This window comes from Streptomyces sp. SLBN-8D4, assembly GCF_049739545.1.
Taxonomy (GTDB): domain Bacteria; phylum Actinomycetota; class Actinomycetes; order Streptomycetales; family Streptomycetaceae; genus Streptomyces; species Streptomyces canus_C.
Map to the genome: position 1 here is coordinate 3076657 of NZ_JBMGQC010000001.1, position 17119 is coordinate 3093775.

15 protein-coding genes and 1 pseudogene are annotated in these 17119 nt (G+C 70.6%); 5 read left to right on the forward strand and 11 right to left on the reverse strand.

Annotated elements, in window-relative coordinates; translation table 11 throughout:
• Positions 1-63: 63 nt before the first annotated feature.
• Complete coding sequence (locus tag RKD20_RS13420; RefSeq protein WP_424877930.1) at positions 64-369, reverse strand: hypothetical protein; 306 nt, start codon at positions 367-369, stop codon at positions 64-66.
• A gap of 140 nt (positions 370-509) precedes the next feature.
• On the opposite strand from RKD20_RS13420, the gene RKD20_RS13425 reads away from it, so the two are divergent.
• On the forward strand, positions 510-1325 hold the full coding sequence (locus RKD20_RS13425; protein ID WP_424877931.1) for an SAM-dependent methyltransferase: 816 nt from the start codon (positions 510-512) through the stop codon (positions 1323-1325).
• A 51-nt stretch (positions 1326-1376) separates the two neighbouring features.
• Here the strand turns inward: RKD20_RS13425 and gatB are convergent, their stop codons facing one another.
• From gatB to RKD20_RS13470, 9 genes and pseudogenes are all read right to left on the reverse strand, one after another.
• Complete coding sequence (gene gatB, locus RKD20_RS13430) at positions 1377-2891, reverse strand: Asp-tRNA(Asn)/Glu-tRNA(Gln) amidotransferase subunit GatB (protein ID WP_424877932.1); 1515 nt, start codon at positions 2889-2891, stop codon at positions 1377-1379.
• Positions 2892-2906: 15 nt separating this feature from the next.
• Positions 2907-3146, reverse strand: a complete 240-nt coding sequence (locus tag RKD20_RS13435; RefSeq protein WP_424877933.1) for a hypothetical protein — start codon at positions 3144-3146, stop codon at positions 2907-2909.
• On the reverse strand, positions 3143-4645 hold the full coding sequence (gene gatA, locus RKD20_RS13440; protein WP_424877934.1) for an Asp-tRNA(Asn)/Glu-tRNA(Gln) amidotransferase subunit GatA: 1503 nt from the start codon (positions 4643-4645) through the stop codon (positions 3143-3145). Before gatA ends, RKD20_RS13435 begins: the two co-directional genes overlap by 4 nt.
• Positions 4646-4650: 5 nt before the next feature.
• Positions 4651-4947, reverse strand: coding sequence for an Asp-tRNA(Asn)/Glu-tRNA(Gln) amidotransferase subunit GatC (gatC, locus tag RKD20_RS13445; RefSeq protein ID WP_007384860.1), 297 nt, complete (start codon positions 4945-4947; stop codon positions 4651-4653).
• A gap of 135 nt (positions 4948-5082) precedes the next feature.
• Positions 5083-7332 carry a putative bifunctional diguanylate cyclase/phosphodiesterase gene (locus RKD20_RS13450; protein WP_424877935.1) on the reverse strand — a complete coding sequence of 750 codons (2250 nt, stop codon included), beginning with the start codon at positions 7330-7332 and terminating at the stop codon, positions 5083-5085.
• Positions 7333-7604: 272 nt separating this feature from the next.
• Positions 7605-9798 (reverse strand): annotated as a pseudogene (gene ligA / locus RKD20_RS13455) (NAD-dependent DNA ligase LigA).
• A gap of 15 nt (positions 9799-9813) precedes the next feature.
• The gene (locus tag RKD20_RS13460) at positions 9814-10815 is read right to left on the reverse strand and encodes a methionine synthase (protein WP_424877936.1); all 1002 of its coding nucleotides are present in this window, start codon (positions 10813-10815) and stop codon (positions 9814-9816) included.
• Positions 10816-10922: 107 nt separating this feature from the next.
• Positions 10923-11612: an SDR family oxidoreductase gene (locus RKD20_RS13465; protein WP_424877937.1), complete on the reverse strand. Its 690-nt coding sequence runs from the start codon at positions 11610-11612 to the stop codon at positions 10923-10925.
• Between the two features lie 23 nt (positions 11613-11635).
• Complete coding sequence (locus RKD20_RS13470; protein WP_424877938.1) at positions 11636-12175, reverse strand: TIGR00730 family Rossman fold protein; 540 nt, start codon at positions 12173-12175, stop codon at positions 11636-11638.
• Positions 12176-12225: 50 nt separating this feature from the next.
• Between RKD20_RS13470 and RKD20_RS13475 the strand changes: the two genes are divergently transcribed.
• Both RKD20_RS13475 and RKD20_RS13480 read left to right on the forward strand, forming a co-directional pair.
• Positions 12226-12549 (forward strand): DUF427 domain-containing protein, encoded by a 324-nt coding sequence (locus RKD20_RS13475; RefSeq protein ID WP_359424976.1) that lies wholly within the window; start codon positions 12226-12228, stop codon positions 12547-12549.
• A 37-nt stretch (positions 12550-12586) separates the two neighbouring features.
• The gene (locus RKD20_RS13480; RefSeq protein ID WP_424877939.1) at positions 12587-13369 is read left to right on the forward strand and encodes an alpha/beta fold hydrolase; all 783 of its coding nucleotides are present in this window, start codon (positions 12587-12589) and stop codon (positions 13367-13369) included.
• Between the two features lie 94 nt (positions 13370-13463).
• Here RKD20_RS13480 and mnmA read toward each other — a convergent pair whose 3' ends face one another.
• On the reverse strand, positions 13464-14588 hold the full coding sequence (gene mnmA / locus RKD20_RS13485; RefSeq protein ID WP_424877940.1) for a tRNA 2-thiouridine(34) synthase MnmA: 1125 nt from the start codon (positions 14586-14588) through the stop codon (positions 13464-13466).
• A 60-nt stretch (positions 14589-14648) separates the two neighbouring features.
• Here mnmA and RKD20_RS13490 point away from each other — a divergent pair, with 60 nt between their 5' ends.
• Both RKD20_RS13490 and RKD20_RS13495 read left to right on the forward strand, forming a co-directional pair.
• Positions 14649-15314, forward strand: a complete 666-nt coding sequence (locus tag RKD20_RS13490) for an N-acetylmuramoyl-L-alanine amidase (RefSeq protein ID WP_424877941.1) — start codon at positions 14649-14651, stop codon at positions 15312-15314.
• A gap of 200 nt (positions 15315-15514) precedes the next feature.
• Complete coding sequence (locus tag RKD20_RS13495) at positions 15515-17038, forward strand: multicopper oxidase family protein (protein ID WP_424877942.1); 1524 nt, start codon at positions 15515-15517, stop codon at positions 17036-17038.
• The last annotated feature ends 81 nt before the right edge of the window (positions 17039-17119 follow it).

Genomic DNA, 17119 nt, shown 5'->3' on the forward strand with positions numbered 1-17119 from the left:
ATTCACAGGAGTGGGAGCCAGATCACAGGACAGTAACGGTCACTCTGTCACGTCCGCCGAACCTCAGTCGAACTGGTCACCCAACGCCATCACCATCACACCGATGATCAGCAGCCACAGCGCTCTGCGGGTGCGGCCCCGAGAGCCCAGGACCGCCGCCAGCGCGCACACGGCGGCGCCGCAGGCGTAGGCCGTCGGCACGAGCGCGGGGCCGGAGCCGGCCGCCCGGAGCGCGGCCGCGGCCAGACCGGCGAGGGCCAGCAGGGCGCCGGTGCCGGAGGCCGTCCAGCGGGCCCGCCGGGCGTCCAGCAGCTGGCCGTCGTACTCCTCCTGTATGTCGGATGGCTCGGAATTCGCAGGACCGTTCATGGCGGGCGAGCGTAGCGTGTTCCGCTGAGACCGCCGGGCCTCTTCAGGCCCCCGACCGAAGCAGGTGCATTGTTTGAGCGTCCGACCGAGCTCCGCCGTATCCCTTTCCGTCTCTCAGGACTCAAGGAGCCCGTTCACCGATGCCAGACGACATCACCCCGAGGACCTCGCAGACCTCGAATGAGGACCTCACCCGGCGGCTGACCCAGGCCCGCTACCCCCGCAGCAACAGCTACGACGCCCGCTGGGTCGTCGAGAACCAGATGGGCCCGAACGCGCTGTGGCTGCTGGAGTGGCTCGCCCCCGCCCTGGGCCTGGACACCCTGCGCCCCTGCGCCCGGGTGCTCGACCTGGGCTGCGGCCGGGCGATGACCTCGGTCTTCCTGGCCAGGGAGTACGACGTCCAGGTCACCGCGGCCGACCTGTGGGTCAAGCCCGACGAGAACGCGAAGCGCATCGCCGAGGCCGGTTTCGCCGACCGGGTGCTGCCCGTGCACGCCGAGGCGCACGACCTGCCGTTCGCCGAGGCGAGCTTCGACGCGATCGTGAGCATCGACGCGTACCAGTACTTCGGCACGAACGACCTCTATCTGCCCACGCTGACCCGGCTGTTGAAGCCGGGCGGGAAGATCGGGATCGTCATGCCCGCGGTACGGGAGGAACTCACGGGGGACGAACCCCCGGAGCACCTCAAGCCCTTCTGGGACCCCGGGTTCTGGGCGTTCCACTCCGCCGACTGGTGGCGGCGCCAGTGGACGCGCACCGGGGCCGTCGAGGTCGAGACCGCCGAGTGGCAGCCCGACGGCTGGAAGGACTGGCTGCTGTGGAGCGAGGTCTGCGCCGCGGAGAGCCCGTACGCGTGGATGGCCGACATGGCCCGCGACTCGGTGGATCTGATGCACGCCGACGAAGGCCGGACGCTCGGATTCGTACGGCTCGTAGCACGCCGTAAGTAGCCGTACGGCCCCGGAGGACATGTCCTCCGGGGCCGTACCGCGCGCGTCGGCTCAGCCTTCGCCGACGCCCAGCTTCTCCAGGATCAGTTCCTTGACGCGGGCCGCGTCGGCCTGACCACGGGTCGCCTTCATGACCGCGCCGACCAGGGCGCCGGCCGCGGCGACCTTGCCGGAGCGGATCTTGTCGGCGATGCCCGGGTTGCCGGCGATGGCCTCGTCGACGGCCGTGCCCAGCGCCGAGTCGTCCGACACGACCTTCAGGCCGCGCTTGTCGACGACCTCGTCCGGGGTTCCTTCGCCCGCGAGGACGCCTTCGATGACCTGGCGGGCCAGCTTGTCGTTCAGGTCACCCTTGGAGACCAGTTCGGTGACCCGGGCGACCTGCTCCGGGGTGATGGCCAGCTCGTCGAGCGCCTTGCCGGACTCGTTGGCGCTGCGGGCGAGTTCGCCCATCCACCACTTGCGGGCGGAGGCCGCGTCGGCACCCGCGTCGATCGTGGCGACGATCAGGTCCAGGGCGCCGGCGTTGAGGATCGCCTGCATGTCCAGGGCCGTGATGCCCCACTCCGCGACGAGCCGGTTGCGGCGCACCAGCGGCAGCTCGGGCAGAGCGGCCCGGATCTCCTCGACCCACTCGCGCGAGGGGGCCACCGGAACGAGGTCCGGCTCGGGGAAGTACCGGTAGTCCTCGGCCTCCTCCTTCACGCGGCCCGAGGTCGTGGACCCCGTGTCCTCGTGGAAGTGCCGGGTCTCCTGGACGATCGTCCCGCCGGAGTTCAGTACGGCCGCGTGCCGCTGGATCTCGAAGCGGGCCGCGCGCTCCACGGACCTGAGCGAGTTGACGTTCTTCGTCTCGGAACGCGTGCCGAACTTCTCGCGGCCGTGCGGGCGCAGCGACAGGTTCACGTCGCAGCGCATCTGCCCCATCTCCATGCGGGCTTCCGAGACGCCGAGCGCCCTGATGACCTCGCGCAGCTCACGGACGTACGCCCGCGCGACCTCGGGAGCACGCTCCCCCGCGCCCTCGATCGGCTTGGTGACGATCTCGATGAGCGGGATGCCGGCGCGGTTGTAGTCCAGGAGCGAGTGCGAGGCGCCGTGGATACGGCCCGTCGCGCCGCCCACGTGGGTCGACTTGCCGGTGTCCTCCTCCATGTGGGCGCGCTCGATCTCCACACGGAAGGTCTCGCCGTCCTCCAGCTGGACGTCGAGGTAGCCGTTGAAAGCGATCGGCTCGTCGTACTGGGAGGTCTGGAAGTTCTTCGGCATGTCCGGATAGAAGTAGTTCTTCCGGGCGAAGCGGCACCACTCGGCGATCTCGCAGTTCAGCGCGAGACCGATCTTGATGGCCGACTCGACGCCGATCGCGTTGACAACCGGGAGCGCGCCGGGCAGGCCGAGGCAGGTGGGGCAGGTCTGCGTGTTGGCGTCCTGACCGAGCTCGGTCGAACAGCCGCAGAACATCTTGGTCTTGGTGCCGAGTTCGACATGGACCTCAAGGCCCATGACGGGGTCGTACGACGCGAGTGCGTCCTCGTACGACACCAGGTCGGTCGTGGTGGTCACGGTGTAACTTCCCTCTCAGCCCAGCAGGACGTCGTCGTCGCCCAGCCGCTTCAGCTCGCGGTACAGGATGGCGAGGCCGGTGACGACGGCGACGGCGGACACGGTGGCGTCGATCAGGACCAGCGTGTCGCTCTCGGCGCGCGCCTTCTTGAGCCGCTTGGCGACGCCGATGGCGCCGAACGCCGTGGTGGCGATGGACAGGTACGTGCCGGACTTGGACTTCTTGAAGTCCTTCGCCTTGGTCAGCTTGCTCACAGCGACGGTGCCTCCTCCAGGAGCGGGTGCCCCCACCTTTCCACGAAGGCGGCCTCGACGGCGGCGCCGACCTTGTAGAGCCGGTCGTCCTTCAGGGCCGGGGCGATGATCTGCAGACCGACCGGGAGGTTGTCCTCCGGGGCGAGGCCGCACGGCAGCGACATGGCCGCGTTGCCCGCGAGGTTGGTCGGGATGGTGCACAGGTCGGCCAGGTACATGGCCATCGGGTCGTCGGCGCGCTCGCCGATCGGGAAGGCGGTGGTCGGGGTCGTCGGGGAGACGATCACGTCGACCTGCTCGAAGGCCTTCTCGAAGTCGCGCGTGATGAGCGTGCGGACCTTCTGCGCGGACCCGTAGTAGGCGTCGTAGTAGCCGCTCGACAGGGCGTACGTGCCGAGCATGATCCGGCGCTTGACCTCGGGGCCGAAGCCCTCGGCGCGGGTCAGCGAGGTGACCTCCTCGGCGGAGTGCGTGCCGTCGTCGCCGATCCGCCGGCCGTAGCGCAGGCCGTCGAAGCGGGCGAGGTTGGAGGAGCACTCGGAGGGCGCGATCAGGTAGTACGCGGAGAGCGCCAGGTCGAAGGACGGGCAGTCCAGCTCGACGATCTCGGCGCCCAGCTCCTTGAGGAGGGCGACCGACTCGTCGAAGCGCTGGATGACACCGGCCTGGTAGCCCTCGCCGCGGAACTGCTTGACGACACCGACGCGCAGACCGGCGACGCTGCCGTTGCGGGCGGCCTCGACGACCGGCGGGACGGGCGCGTCGATCGACGTGGAGTCCAGCGGGTCGTGCCCGGCGATGACCTCGTGCAGCAGCGCCGCGTCCAGGACCGTACGGGCGCAGGGGCCGCCCTGGTCGAGGGAGCTGGAGAAGGCCACCATGCCGTAGCGGGAGACCGCCCCGTACGTCGGCTTGACGCCGACCGTGCCGGTGACGGCGGCCGGCTGGCGGATGGAGCCGCCGGTGTCGGTGCCGATGGCCAGGGGTGCCATGTGCGCGGCCAGCGCGGCGGAGGAACCGCCGCCGGAGCCGCCGGGGATCCGGGTGAGGTCCCAGGGGTTGCCGGTCGGGCCGTAGGCGCTGTTCTCGGTGGAGGACCCCATGGCGAACTCGTCCATGTTGGTCTTGCCGAGGATGACCACGTCGGCGGCCTTCAGCCGCTTGGTGAGGGTCGCGTCGTACGGCGGGATCCAGCCCTCGAGGATCTTCGAGCCGACGGTCGTCGGGATGCCCTCGGTGGTGAAGATGTCCTTCAGCGCGAGCGGGACGCCAGCGAGCGGGCCGAGCTTCTCGCCCCGCTCCCGCTTCTCGTCGACGGCGCGGGCCTGCGCGAGCGCGCCCTCGCGGTCGACGTGCAGGAAGGCGTGCACCTTCTCGTCGACGGCCTCGATCCGGGCCAGGTGGGCCTCGGTGACCTGCACGGCCGTGAGCTCACCGGAAGCGATCTTCGCGGCGGTCTCGGCGGCGGTGAGCTTGATGATGGTGACGTTGTCCGTCATGGCGGTTAGTCCTCCCCCAGGATCTGCGGCACCTTGAAACGCTGCTGCTCCTGGGCCGGGGCGCCGGAGAGCGCCTGCTCGGGGGTGAGCGACGGACGGACCTCGTCCGCCCGCATGACGTTCGTCAGCGGGAGCGGGTGCGAGGTCGGCGGTACGTCTTGGTCGGCGACCTCACTGACGCGTGCGACCGCGCCGATGATGTCGTCCAGCTGTCCCGCGAAGTGCTCGAGCTCTTCGGGCTTCAGCTCCAGACGCGCCAGCCGGGCGAGGTGGGCGACCTCCTCGCGCGTGATGCCAGGCATGCAGCGATCCTCTGGGGTGAGTGTGTGTGGTTTGGGGCCAATCCTATGGGTCCCGGCCGGATGGCCGTTAAACGGTTTCCCGTGGCCGACCGCAACGGGCAGCCCCCATACCGCACCAAAGGATGCCTGGACAGGTCACTCCGCCGCCGGAAGCGCCGCCCTCGGTCGCTGCCAGCCCCGGGATCCTCGCGCCAGCAGCCACGCCGTGGTCTCCTCCGGCGGCATCGCCGCCGCCACCAGCCAGCCCTGTACGGCGTCGCAGCCCATGTCGCGCAGCCGCTCCCAGGTCTCGTCGTCCTCCACGCCTTCCGCTACGACCAGGAGGCCCAGGGAGTGGGCCAGGTCCACCGTGCAGCGGACGATCTCCGCGTCCTCGGTGTCGACGACCAGCTTGGCCACGAAGGAGCGGTCGATCTTCAGTTCGCTGACGGGGAGGCGGCGGAGGTGGACCAGGGAGGAGTAGCCGGTGCCGAAGTCGTCCAGGGACATCTTCACGCCGTGCCCGGTCAGAGCGGCGAGGGTGTCCGCGGCCCGGGAGGGGTCCTCCAGGAGGACGTGTTCGGTGATCTCCAGCTGGAGGGCGCCCGCGGGGACGCCGTGCCGGGCGAGGCGCGCGGCCACCGAGCCGGCGAAGCCCGGGGTGTGCACATCACGCGGGGAGACGTTGACCGCCACCGGGACGTACAGCCCCTGTGCCCGCCACTCGGCGACCTGGGCGAGGGCCGTGTCGAGGACGTACTCGGTGAGGTGGGGCATCAGCCCGGACGACTCGGCGATCGCGATGAACTCGTCCGGCGGCACCTTCCCGCGCTCCGGGTGCACCCAGCGCACCAGTGCCTCCAGGCCGGCGACCTGTCCGTCGAAGCGCACCTTGGGCTGGTAGTGCAGCTGCACCTCGTGCGCGTCCAGGGCCCGGCGCAGATCGCCCAGGAGGCCGAGCCGGTCGGGGGTGTTGGAGTCCCGCTTGGACTCGTAGACCTCTACGCCCGTACGGTCCCGCTTGGCCTGGTACATCGCCACGTCCGCCCGCCGCAGCAGCCCCTCGGCGTCCACGGCGTGGTCGGGGAAGACGGCGACCCCGGCACTGGCCTCCAGGACGAGGGTGAGCCCGTCGAGGTCGAGCGGGGAGCTGAGGGCCGCGACCAGGTTGCGGGCGACCCGGGTCGCGGACGTCGTGGAGTCGGCTATCGGCAGTAAGACGGCGAACTCGTCGCCGCCGAGCCGCGCCGCCTCCGCCCCGCGCGGCAGCGCGAGCCGCAGCCGGTCGGCGATCTGGAGGAGCAGCCGGTCACCGGCGAGGTGGCCCAGGGTGTCGTTGACCGAGCGGAAACGGTCGAGGTCGATGAGCATGAGGGCGGCCCGGGCATCGATGCGCTCGGCGTCGTCCAGGGCGCTCCAGATGCGCTCCAGGAGCCACTGCCGGTTGGGCAGTCCGGTCAGCGGGTCACGCAGTTGCTCCTCGGCGCGGGCCCGGGCCATCCACAGGGTGGAGTCGAGGGCGATGAGGGGGATCGAGAACAGCGGGAGCAGCACCGGCTTGGCGGTGGCGACCACACAGACCAGCGGGGCGATGCCGAGCAGGGCGACCGCGACCAGGCCCTGTCTGACCAGGGCGGTGCGGGCCACGGTGGGCAGACCGGCGTGGCCGGAGGAATGCAGATACCAGCCCAGGGCCCGGGTGACCGCGAGATAGGCCACGGCGACCAGGACCACCTCGGGACCGGTGTAGAAGGTCCAGGTGTCGGGGTTCCAGGGGGTCTCGACGGACGGCGACTGGCCGAACGCGGCGATGACCAGGGCACCGGCGGCTATGCCGAGGATGTCCACCGCGCCGTGCAGGATGCCCTGCCGCCAGCGATGGCGCCTGGCTATGCCGACCAGCAGTACGACGGTGAGGCTGACCATGCCGGCGGACACCCAGCCGTACAGCAGCAGGACGGCGAGGGTCAGGGCGGCGCCCGAGCCGGTGCCGCCCCACCAGCGGGCCCGGCCGAGGGCGACCAGATGGCCGACGATGACACCGGTCAGCACGGCCAGCGACCAGCCGACGGTGCCGGACGGGAAGAGCGCGTGGCCGCCGGTGAAGGCCCGGTAGAAGCCCGCACCCAGCACGAATCCGGACGCCGCGACGACCGTCGTGGGCAGTGCGGGCCAGGACAGGTGCCGCTCGGTCTCGTGGTCCGGCACACCGGGGGCGCGCTCGGCGGTGAGCTGTGCGGCGCCGGGGCCGCCGGCCGCGCTGTACTGTCCGGCCGCGTACGGTCCGGCGGCGCGACCCTCCGCGCCCGGATGCTCCGAAGGCCGCCCGGCCCACCGGTTCGCCCGCAGGGCGCCGGTGAGCCGGCGCAGCCGTGAGTCCGGGGCGGCGCTCTCGGTCGGTTCCATTCCCGTCCCTCTCACAGCCGGCGGTGCCCACGCCACGCGGCTCGTTCGCCCGACAAAACCCTCGACGGCGCCGCGTTGGAAAACCCTTCCCCCGGCTCATGAGGAGCAGGGGGATGCCCCGACCGCAGCTGGGCACGGCAGGCGCACATCTCAACAGTAGGCCGCAGAAGGCTTCCACGGGCAGCGGTCGTCGACGGTTGCCCGAATGCGCCCCGGCCACCCGTATGCATCTGGTATGCGCCGATCGGGTGGCCTTCAACCGCCGCTCCTCGCTACTCCTCCGTGGGAAGCGCCACATCGGCGGCCGCTTCGGGGCCCTGGCCCAGCAGGACGTCGAAGCCGTCCTCGTTCAGAACAGGCACCTTGAGTTGCATCGCCTTGTCATATTTCGACCCAGGATTGTCACCCACGACGACGAAAGACGTCTTCTTCGAAACCGAACCGGTCACTTTCGCCCCCCTGGACTGCAGCGCCTCTTTGGCCCCGTCCCGGGTGAAGCGCTCCAGGGTGCCGGTGACGACGACGGTGAGCCCTTCGAGGGGACGCGGGCCCTCGTCCTCCCCCGAGCCCTCCTCTTCCATGCGGACGCCCGCGGCCTTCCACTTGCGCAGGATCTCCTGGTGCCAGTCCTCCGCGAACCACTCCTTCAGGGACTTCGCGATGATGGAGCCGACACCGTCGGTGTTCGCCAGCTCCTCCTCGCTCGCCTGCTCGATGCGGTCGATCGAGCGGAAGTTGCGCGCCAGCGCCTCGGCGGCGACCGGGCCCACGTGGCGGATGGACAGGCCGGTCAGGACGCGGGCGAGCGGGCGCTCCTTGGCGGCGGCGATGTTCTCCAGCATGGCGAGGGCGTTCTTCTTGGGCTCGCCCTGCTGGTTGGCGAAGACCGTGGCGACCTTCTCCTCGCCGGTCTTCGGGTCCCGCTTGGGCAGACCGCTGTCCTGGTCGAGGACGTACGCCTTGATGGGCAGCAGCTGCTCGATGGTGAGGTCGAAGAGGTCGCCCTCGTCGGTCAGCGGCGGGTCCTTCGGTTCCAGCGGCTTGGTGAGGGCCGCGGCTGCCACGTATCCGAAGTGCTCGATGTCCAGCGACTTGCGGCCCGCGAGATAGAACAGGCGCTCGCGCAGCTGGGCGGGGCAGGTGCGGGCGTTGGGGCAGCGCAGGTCGACGTCGCCCTCCTTCATGGGCCGCAGGGCCGTACCGCACTCCGGGCACTCGCTCGGCATCACGAACTCGCGCTCGCTGCCGTCACGCAGGTCGACGACCGGGCCGAGGATCTCCGGGATGACGTCACCGGCCTTGCGCAGCACCACGGTGTCGCCGATGAGGACGCCCTTCAGCTTGACGACGTCCTGGTTGTGCAGGGTGGCGAACTCGACCTCGGAGCCGGCCACCGTCACCGGCTCGACCTGGGCGTACGGCGTGACCCGGCCCGTACGGCCCACGCCCACGCGGATGTTGATGAGCTTGGTGTTGACCTCCTCGGGCGCGTACTTGTACGCGATCGCCCAGCGCGGGGCGCGGGAGGTGGAGCCGAGGCGGCCCTGGAGGGGGATCTCGTCGAGCTTGACGACGGCCCCGTCGATCTCGTGCTCCACGGAGTGGCGGTTCTCGCCGAAGTACGCGATGAACTCCCGGACGCCGTCAAGGCCGTCGACCACCTTGTTGTGCTTGGCGGTGGGCAGGCCCCAGGACTTGAGGAGGTCGTAGCCCTGGGAGAGGCGGGTCATGCCCTCGAAGCCCTCCAGGACGCCGATGCCGTGCACGACCATGTGGAGCGGACGGGTGGCGGTGACGCGCGGGTCCTTCTGGCGCAGCGAACCGGCCGCCGCGTTGCGCGGGTTGGCGAAGGGCTTGTCGCCGGCCTCGACCAGACGGGCGTTGAGCTCCTCGAACTTCTCCATCGGGAAGTAGACCTCGCCGCGGATCTCCACGAGGTCGGGGACCTTGTCGCCGGTGAGACGGTCCGGGATCTCGGCGATCGTGCGGACGTTGGGCGTGATGTCCTCGCCGGTGCGGCCGTCGCCGCGGGTGGCCGCGGCGGGTGAGGCGGCCGTGCTCGTAGGTGAGGTTGACGGCGAGGCCGTCGACCTTGAGCTCGCACAGCAGGTGGTAGTCGGTGGTGCCGACGTCCTTGGCCACCCGCTCCGCCCAGGCCGCCAGCTCCTCGTCGCTGAAGGCGTTGTCCAGGGAGAGCATGCGGGAGCGGTGCTGGACGGAGGTGAACTCGGTCTCGTACGCCCCCGCGACCTTCTGGGTCGGTGAGTCGGGGGTGCGCAGCTCGGGGTACTCCTCCTCAAGGGATTCGAGGGAGCGCAGAAGCTTGTCGAAGTCGGCGTCGCTGATGACCGGCGCGTCGTTCACGTAGTACCGGAAGCGGTGCTCCTCGATCTGCTCAGCGAGCTGCGCGTGCTTCTCCCGTGCCTCCGAGGGCACCGTCGTCTCCGCTTGCTTGTCGCCGGCCACCGTGTTGTCCTCCCGTTACTCTGGGTTGTCCGCGAGGGATCTCGCCGCCTGGGCGCAGTGGGCGAGAGCCTTGCGCGCGTACTCGGGGGAGGCCCCCGCGAGTCCGCACGACGGGGTGACCGTGACCGCCTCCGCGAGAAGTCCCGGATGCAGCCCCAGCCTGCGCCACAGCGTCCTGACACCCATGACGCTACCGGCAGGGTCTGACAATGCGGTGTCCGTGCCCGGCACGACACCGGCGAAGAGCCTCGTGCCCCCTTCCACCGCCTCGCCGATCGCGTCGTCGTCACGCTCGGTGAGGAGCGAGAAGTCGAAGGAGACCGCCGCCGCACCCGCCCTCCGCAGCAGGGCGAAGGGGACGTCCGGTGCGCACGAGTGGACCACGACGGGGCCGTCCGCGTGAACCCCGACGACATCGCGCAGGCCGGCCTCGACGAGCTGCCGGTCCACGGCCCGGTGGGTCCGGTAGCCGCTGGCGGACCTCACATGCCCGCGCAGCACGGCGATGAGGGAGGGCTCGTCGAGCTGGAGCACGATCCGCGCGCCGGGAACCCGGTTCCGGACGTCCTCCAGATGCAGCCGCAGCCCCTCCGCGAGCGAGGCGGCGAGGTCCCGGCAGGCGCCGGGGTCGGAGAGGGCGACCTCACCGTTCCTCAGCTCCAGCGCGGCGGCGAGCGTCCAGGGCCCGACGGCCTGCACCTTCACCTGCCCCTCGTACCCCTGGGTGAACTCCTCCAGCGCGTCGAGGTCCTCCCCCAGCCAGGACCGCGCCCGCTTGGTGTCCCGGCCCGGCCGGTCCCCGATCCGCCATCCACTGGGCTCCACGCGCGCGTACAGCTCGACGAGCATTCCTGCGGTACGGCCGATCATGTCGGCGCCGGGCCCGCGGGCGGGCAGCTCGGGCAGGAACGGGAAGTCCTCGAAGGAGCCGGTGGCGGTCCTGGCGGCCTCTCGGGCGTCGCCGCCGGGGAGGGAGCCGATGCCGGTGGCGGGGGCGAAGCTGAAGTCTGCGGTCACGTACGAAGCCTACGTAGGTGACCGGCGTGGCTCTCGCGTGGATCTCGCCCCCGGTTCCCGCGTGGATCTCGCCCCCGTTCCCGCGTGGATCTCCCCCGCCCCAGCCGTCAGTGGCCGGGCCTGACCGTCAGGTCGTTGATCTCCGCGTCGCGCGGGAGGTCGATCGCCGTCAGGATCGCCGTCGCGACCGACTCGGGATCGATCCACCGCGAGGGGTCGTACTCCTTGCCCTCCTGCTGATGGACCTTGGCCTGCATGGGGCTCGCCGTGCGGCCGGGGTAGACCGAGGTGACCCGGACGCCGTTCGCGTGCTCCTCGTGGCGCAGGGAGTCCGCCAGGGCCTTGAGGCCGTGCTTGGAGGCGGCGTACGCGGACCAGTCGGCGTGCGCGTTCAGGCCCGCGCCCGAGTTCACGAACACCACCTGGCCCCGGGCCGCCCGCAGTTGCGGCAGGAAGTGGCGGGTCAGCTCGGCCGGAGCGATCAGGTTGACGTTCAGCTGGTGGCGCCAGGCCTTCGGGGTCAGGTCGCCGACCGGGCCGAGGTCGACCACGCCGGCGATGTGCAGCAGGGAGTCCACTTGGTCCGGCAGCGTCTGGTGCGAGAAGGCCCAGCTCAGCTTGTCGGGGTCGGCCAGGTCCCCGACGAGGGTCCGCGCCCCGGGGAACTGGGCCGCCAGCTCCTTCGCGCGGCCCGCGTCACGCGCGTGCAGCACGAGTTCGTCCCCGCGCGCGTGCAGCCGCCGGGCCACCGCCGCGCCGATGCCGGAGCCCGCTCCGGTGATCACATGTGTCGCCATGCCGCCATGCTCGCATCACGGCGTCAGCGGGTACCGAGCGACTCCTCCAGGTACGCCAGCGCCCCCACCGGCTCCTCCGCGAAGAACACCAGGTCGGTGAGCGGACGGGGCAGGAAGCCCTCGTCCTCCATACGCCGGAACTGCTCCTTCAGCCCGTCGTAGAAGCCCGCCGTGTTCAGCAGCACGACCGGCTTCTCGGTGTGCCCGTGCTTCTTCAGCTCCAGGATCTCGGTCGCCTCGTCGAGGGTGCCGGTACCGCCCACCATGATCACCACGGCGTCGGCCTTCTCCAGGAGCAACTTCTTGCGCTCGGCCAGATCGGCAGCGATCACCATCTCGTCGACGCCCGGACGCACCTTGGCGGCCAGGAACTGGACGGAGACCCCGACGAGCCGTCCGCCCGCCTCCTGCACTCCGTCCGCGACGACCTTCATCAGACCCACGTCCGAGCCGCCCCACACCAGGGTGTGGCCGCCCTTGCCCAGCAGCTTCGCGAACTCCCGCGCGGGGCGCGTGTAGCGGTCGTCGAGGTCGGCGGCGGAGAGGAAGACGCAGATTCGCATGAGGTCACCGTACGCGGGAAGAACCAGGGGCCCGCGAGTGCTCTTCCGGTATGGCCGAAGGACACACGATCACCATCGAGCAAGTCGACCGGCACGTGCGCGTGGCGCACGGCGACCAGGTCCTGGCGGAGAGCGAACGGGCCCTCGTGCTGCGCGAGACGGGCTGTCCCCCGCGGTACTACCTCCCCGCCGAGGACGTACGACTCGACCTGCTGACCCCTTCCGACACCCACACCTACTGCCCGTTCAAGGGCACCGCGTCCTACTGGTCGCTGCCGGACGCGCCGGACCTGGTGTGGTCCTATCCCGAGCCGAAGCCCGCCGTCGCCGAGATCAAGGACCACCTCTGTTTCTACGAGGTCGACGTGTCCTGACCGAAGACTTCGCCGTCGTACGGCAGTCTCCACAGACATGGACAAGAAGACCCTCTCGCGCGACGGCACTCCGATCGCGTACGAACGCACCGGGCAGGGCCCGGCGGTCATCCTCGTCAGCGGAGCGATGTCCACGGGCGGTACGGTCGCGCCCCTGGCCGTGCCTCTGGCCGAGCGGTTCGACGTGCTCGTGTACGACCGCCGGGGCCGCGGTGCGAGCGGCGACACGGCCCCCTACGCGGTGGCCCGTGAGGTCGAGGACCTCGCCGCGCTCATCGAGACGGCGGGCGGCGAGGCGAGCCTGTGCGGCATCTCGTCCGGCGGTGCGCTGGTCCTGGAGGCCGCGGCGAGCGGCCTGCCGGTCCGGCGGGTCGCCGTGTACGAGACACCGTTCGCGGACTTCCTCGACGGCGGCGCCGAGGCGAACGCCGAGTACACCCGAAGCCTCGACGCGGCGCTCGCCGAGGGGCGGCGCGGGGACGCGGTGGAACTGTTCCTGCGGCTCACCGGCATGGGCGAGGAGATGATCCAGGGCGCCCGCCAGTCCCCCATGTGGCCCGGCATGGAGGCGGTCGCCCCGACGCTCGCCTACGACAACGCGGTCATGGCCAGCGGTCTGGTCCCCCGGGACCGGCTGGCCTCGATCACGGTCCCGGTGCTGGCCGTCGCGGGCGGCGCGAGCCCCGAGTGGATGCGTGAGGGCACCAGGGCGGTCGCGGAGGCGGCCCCGAAGGGCTCGTACCGTGTCCTGGAGGACCAGACCCACATGGTCGACCCGACCGCCCTGGCGCCGGTTTTGACGGAGTTCTTCGCGGACTGACGATCGGGCACGCGCGTGGCGGGACTTACGTGTCCCCAGTACGCGCTCGTGGTGGCGTCACGCAGCGAAGGCGCGCGCATGGTCGCAAGACGGGTCAGGCCACGCCCGCCGCCACCCGCACCGTGGACGCGATCGTTGCCGAGCCCACCACGCGCGTGTCGTCGTACAGCACGATCGCCTGGCCCGGGGCCACCCCGCGGACGGGCTCCGCGAACGACACCTGCAACGCGCCGTCCACCAGCTCCGCGGTGACCTCGGTCTCGCCGCCGTGGGCGCGGAGCTGGGCGGTGTAGGTGCCGGGGCCGACCGGGGCCGCACCGCACCAGCGGGGCTTGATCGCGCTGAGGGCGGTCACGTCCAGCGCGGCGGCCGGGCCGACCGTCACGGTGTTGTTCACCGGAGAGATGTCGAGGACATAGCGCGGCTTGCCGTCGGCGGCCGGGGTGCCGATGCGCAGCCCCTTGCGCTGGCCGATCGTGAAGCCGTACGCGCCCTCGTGGGTGCCGACCTTCGCGCCCGACTCGTCGACGATGTCGCCCTCCGCCCGGCCGAGACGTGAGGCGAGGAAGCCCTGGGTGTCGCCGTCGGCGATGAAGCAGATGTCGTGCGAGTCGGGCTTCCTGGCGACCGCGAGGCCCCGGCACTCGGCCTCGGCGCGGATCTCGTCCTTGGTGGTGACCGTGTCGCCGAGCGGGAACAGGGCGTGCGCCAGCTGCTTCTCGTCCAGGACGCCGAGGACGTACGACTGGTCCTTCGCCATGTCGGAGGCGCGGTGCAGCTCGCGGGAGCCGTCCGCCAGCGTGACGACCTTCGCGTAGTGGCCCGTGCACACCGCGTCGAAGCCCAGCGCGAGCGCCTTGTCGAGGAGCGCGGCGAACTTGATCTTCTCGTTGCAGCGCAGGCAGGGGTTGGGGGTGCGGCCGGCCTCGTACTCGGCGACGAAGTCCTCGACGACGTCCTCGCGGAAGCGGTCGGCGAGGTCCCAGACGTAGAACGGGATGCCGATGACGTCGGCGGCACGGCGGGCGTCGCGCGAGTCCTCGATGGTGCAACAGCCACGCGCGCCCGTGCGGAACGATTGAGGGTTCGCGGAGAGCGCGAGGTGGACGCCGGTCACGTCGTGGCCGGCTTCGGCGGCACGGGCGGCGGCGACGGCGGAGTCCACTCCTCCGGACATGGCGGCGAGAACGCGAAGAGGGCGCTGCGTGGTGTCAGTCATAACCCTTCAAGAGTACGGGGACGCGGGAACCGGGGCGGCCGGGTATCCGTTGACGACCACATGGGGGCGACAGAGGGTTCCGGGGACGCCGACCGGCGCATCGGCCGGCGGGCCCTGCTCATCGGCGGGGCGGCGGCCGCCGTGGGCACGGCGGTGCTGGCCCGCGACGAGCTGGCGCGGCTGTGGTGGCGGGCGCCGGGAGTGGAGAAGCCGCGGGTCGAGGGCGCGGTCGACTTCGGCGGCGCGCAGTGGGTGGCGGCCTCCGACGCGAACTGGCGGCGCGCGGACCGGCCCGACGACTACGGCATAGACATGGTGATCGTCCATGTCACCCAGGGCAGTTTCGCCAGTGCGGTGAAGGTGTTCCAGGACCCGGGCCACGGGGCGGCCGCACACTACGTCGTCCGCAGGGACGGGCACATCACACAGATGATCCGCGAGCTGGACGTGGCGTACCACGCGGGCAACCGCGCCTACAACGAACGCAGTGTGGGCATCGAGCACGAGGGCTTCGTCGACCGGCCCGAGGACTTCACGGACGCGATGTACGCGGCCTCGGCGCGGCTCACGGCCCGGATATGCGCGCGGTACGCCATCCCCGTCGACCGCGAGCACATCATCGGCCATGCGGAGGTGCCGGGGACGGACCACACCGACCCGGGCGAACACTGGGACTGGGAGCGTTACATGCGGCTGGTGCGGAGGGTGCCGAGCGCCACCGCCTAGCTACGAACATTCCGCTTGGTTATGAACATTCGACGGAGACCGCGCGCCCGACATGTCCCGCACCCCGATCATGACCTGCGGACCATCAACTTGGCTTTTCTTCAAGGGAGTTGACCAGGGCCCCGCCCTCACAGCCTCCCGGGCTCGCACCTAGCTTCACCCCAGTCCTCACACAGTCCTTACGTCGAGGCTCCCCGGCCATGACACACACCACAGACGGCCCGGTGGCCAAGCCCGAGCACTCCAAGGAGAGCAGAGGCCACAAGAGGGGTCTGCACCGGCGGAAGTTCCTGGGCGGGATGGCCGGGGTGGGCCTCGGGGCGGTGGGGGCGGCGGGCGCCGCGTTCTCCCTGCTGACCGAGGGCACCCGCAGCAAGGCGGCCGCCGCGACGGACGGCACCCTCACCATCCCTGAACTGCTGGAGGGCACCACTTCCGACGGCACCACCACCTTCACCCTGGCGGCGCAGACCGGGACCGCCGAGGTGCTCAGCGGCGTCACCAGCAGCACCGCGGGTTACAACCAGTCGTTCCTCGGCCCCACACTGAAGTGGACCAAGGGCGACACCGTGCTGCTGGACATCACCAACAGCCTCACCGAGGACACCACCGTCCACTTCCACGGCGCCCACGTCCCGCCCAAGATGGACGGCGGGCCGCAGAACGCCTTCGCCGCCGGGACGACCTGGTCTCCCACCTTCACGGTCCTGGACGAGGCCAAGACGCTCTGGTACCACCCGCACGCCCTGGGCACCACGGCCAAGCAGGCCACCCACGGCCTGGCCGGGATGATCATCGTCGAGGACGACTCCGACACCTCCGCCGCGCTGCCCGGCGACTACGGCGTGGACGACATCCCGCTGATCTTCCAGTGCCTGGCCGTGGACAGCGCCGGTGACATCAAGTACGACCAGAGCGGCTATCTCGGCTCAGGTCTCAGCTTCCCGGTGCTGGTGAACGGCGAGAACGTCGACGACACCACTCTCGCCTTCGCCGCCACCAAGACCCGCAACCGCTTCCGGGCGCTCAACGCCTCGCCCTCCGACATCATCACCATCCAGCGCAGCGACGGCGGCACGCTGACGCGGATCGCCACCGACCAGGGCTATCTGGCGGAGGCGGCCGAGGTGACCGCCATCCGGCTGGTAGCGGGGGCACGGGCCGAGTTCGTCATGGACGTCACCGCGGACGTCACGCTCCAGGTGGTCATCACGACCGGCTGGATCCGCGGCGGCTCCGGCACCTACGACTTCCTCACCGTCACGGCGGGCGGCACCGACACCCCGGACGACCTGCCGAGCACCCTCAACACCATCGAGCGGTACGACACCTCCGACTTCACGGCCCGCACCATCACGCTCAGCAACACGGGCGCGACGATGAAGATCAACGGTACGGCCGGGCTCACCATGTCGGGCATGACGATGATCAGCACCACGCTGGGCGCGAAGGAGATCTGGACGATCACCAACGCCAGTCAGCTGGAGCACTCGTTCCATCTGCACGACGTGCCCTACCAGTTGATCTCGATCAACGGCGAGGAGCCGACCGGGGTCGACCTCGGCTGGTACGACACGTTCGAGGTCGTCGGTGGCGGCACGATCAAAATCGCCATGGAGTTCACGGACTTCGCCGACGACACCTACATGTACATGCTCCACTGCCATCTGCTGCAGCACGAGGACGAGGGAATGATGGCCTCCCTCATGGTCACGGAGAGCTGACCGGAACTGACGGTCCCACCAGGCCACATCAGCAGGCTGCCGCCGGCAGTGGAAGTGCCGGCGGCGGCCTCGCGCGGGGGC

Coding starts and splice junctions, on each gene's coding strand:
- RKD20_RS13420 (WP_424877930.1), bottom strand. CDS start 369: ATGAACGGTCCTGCGAATTCCGAGCCATCCGACATACAGGAGGAGTAC.
- RKD20_RS13425 (WP_424877931.1), top strand. CDS start 510: ATGCCAGACGACATCACCCCGAGGACCTCGCAGACCTCGAATGAGGAC.
- gatA (WP_424877934.1), bottom strand. CDS start 4,645: ATGACGGACAACGTCACCATCATCAAGCTCACCGCCGCCGAGACCGCC.
- gatC (WP_007384860.1), bottom strand. CDS start 4,947: ATGCCTGGCATCACGCGCGAGGAGGTCGCCCACCTCGCCCGGCTGGCG.
- RKD20_RS13450 (WP_424877935.1), bottom strand. CDS start 7,332: ATGGAACCGACCGAGAGCGCCGCCCCGGACTCACGGCTGCGCCGGCTC.
- RKD20_RS13465 (WP_424877937.1), bottom strand. CDS start 11,612: ATGGCGACACATGTGATCACCGGAGCGGGCTCCGGCATCGGCGCGGCG.
- RKD20_RS13470 (WP_424877938.1), bottom strand. CDS start 12,175: ATGCGAATCTGCGTCTTCCTCTCCGCCGCCGACCTCGACGACCGCTAC.
- RKD20_RS13475 (WP_359424976.1), top strand. CDS start 12,226: ATGGCCGAAGGACACACGATCACCATCGAGCAAGTCGACCGGCACGTG.
- RKD20_RS13480 (WP_424877939.1), top strand. CDS start 12,587: ATGGACAAGAAGACCCTCTCGCGCGACGGCACTCCGATCGCGTACGAA.
- mnmA (WP_424877940.1), bottom strand. CDS start 14,588: ATGACTGACACCACGCAGCGCCCTCTTCGCGTTCTCGCCGCCATGTCC.
- RKD20_RS13490 (WP_424877941.1), top strand. CDS start 14,649: ATGGGGGCGACAGAGGGTTCCGGGGACGCCGACCGGCGCATCGGCCGG.
- RKD20_RS13495 (WP_424877942.1), top strand. CDS start 15,515: ATGACACACACCACAGACGGCCCGGTGGCCAAGCCCGAGCACTCCAAG.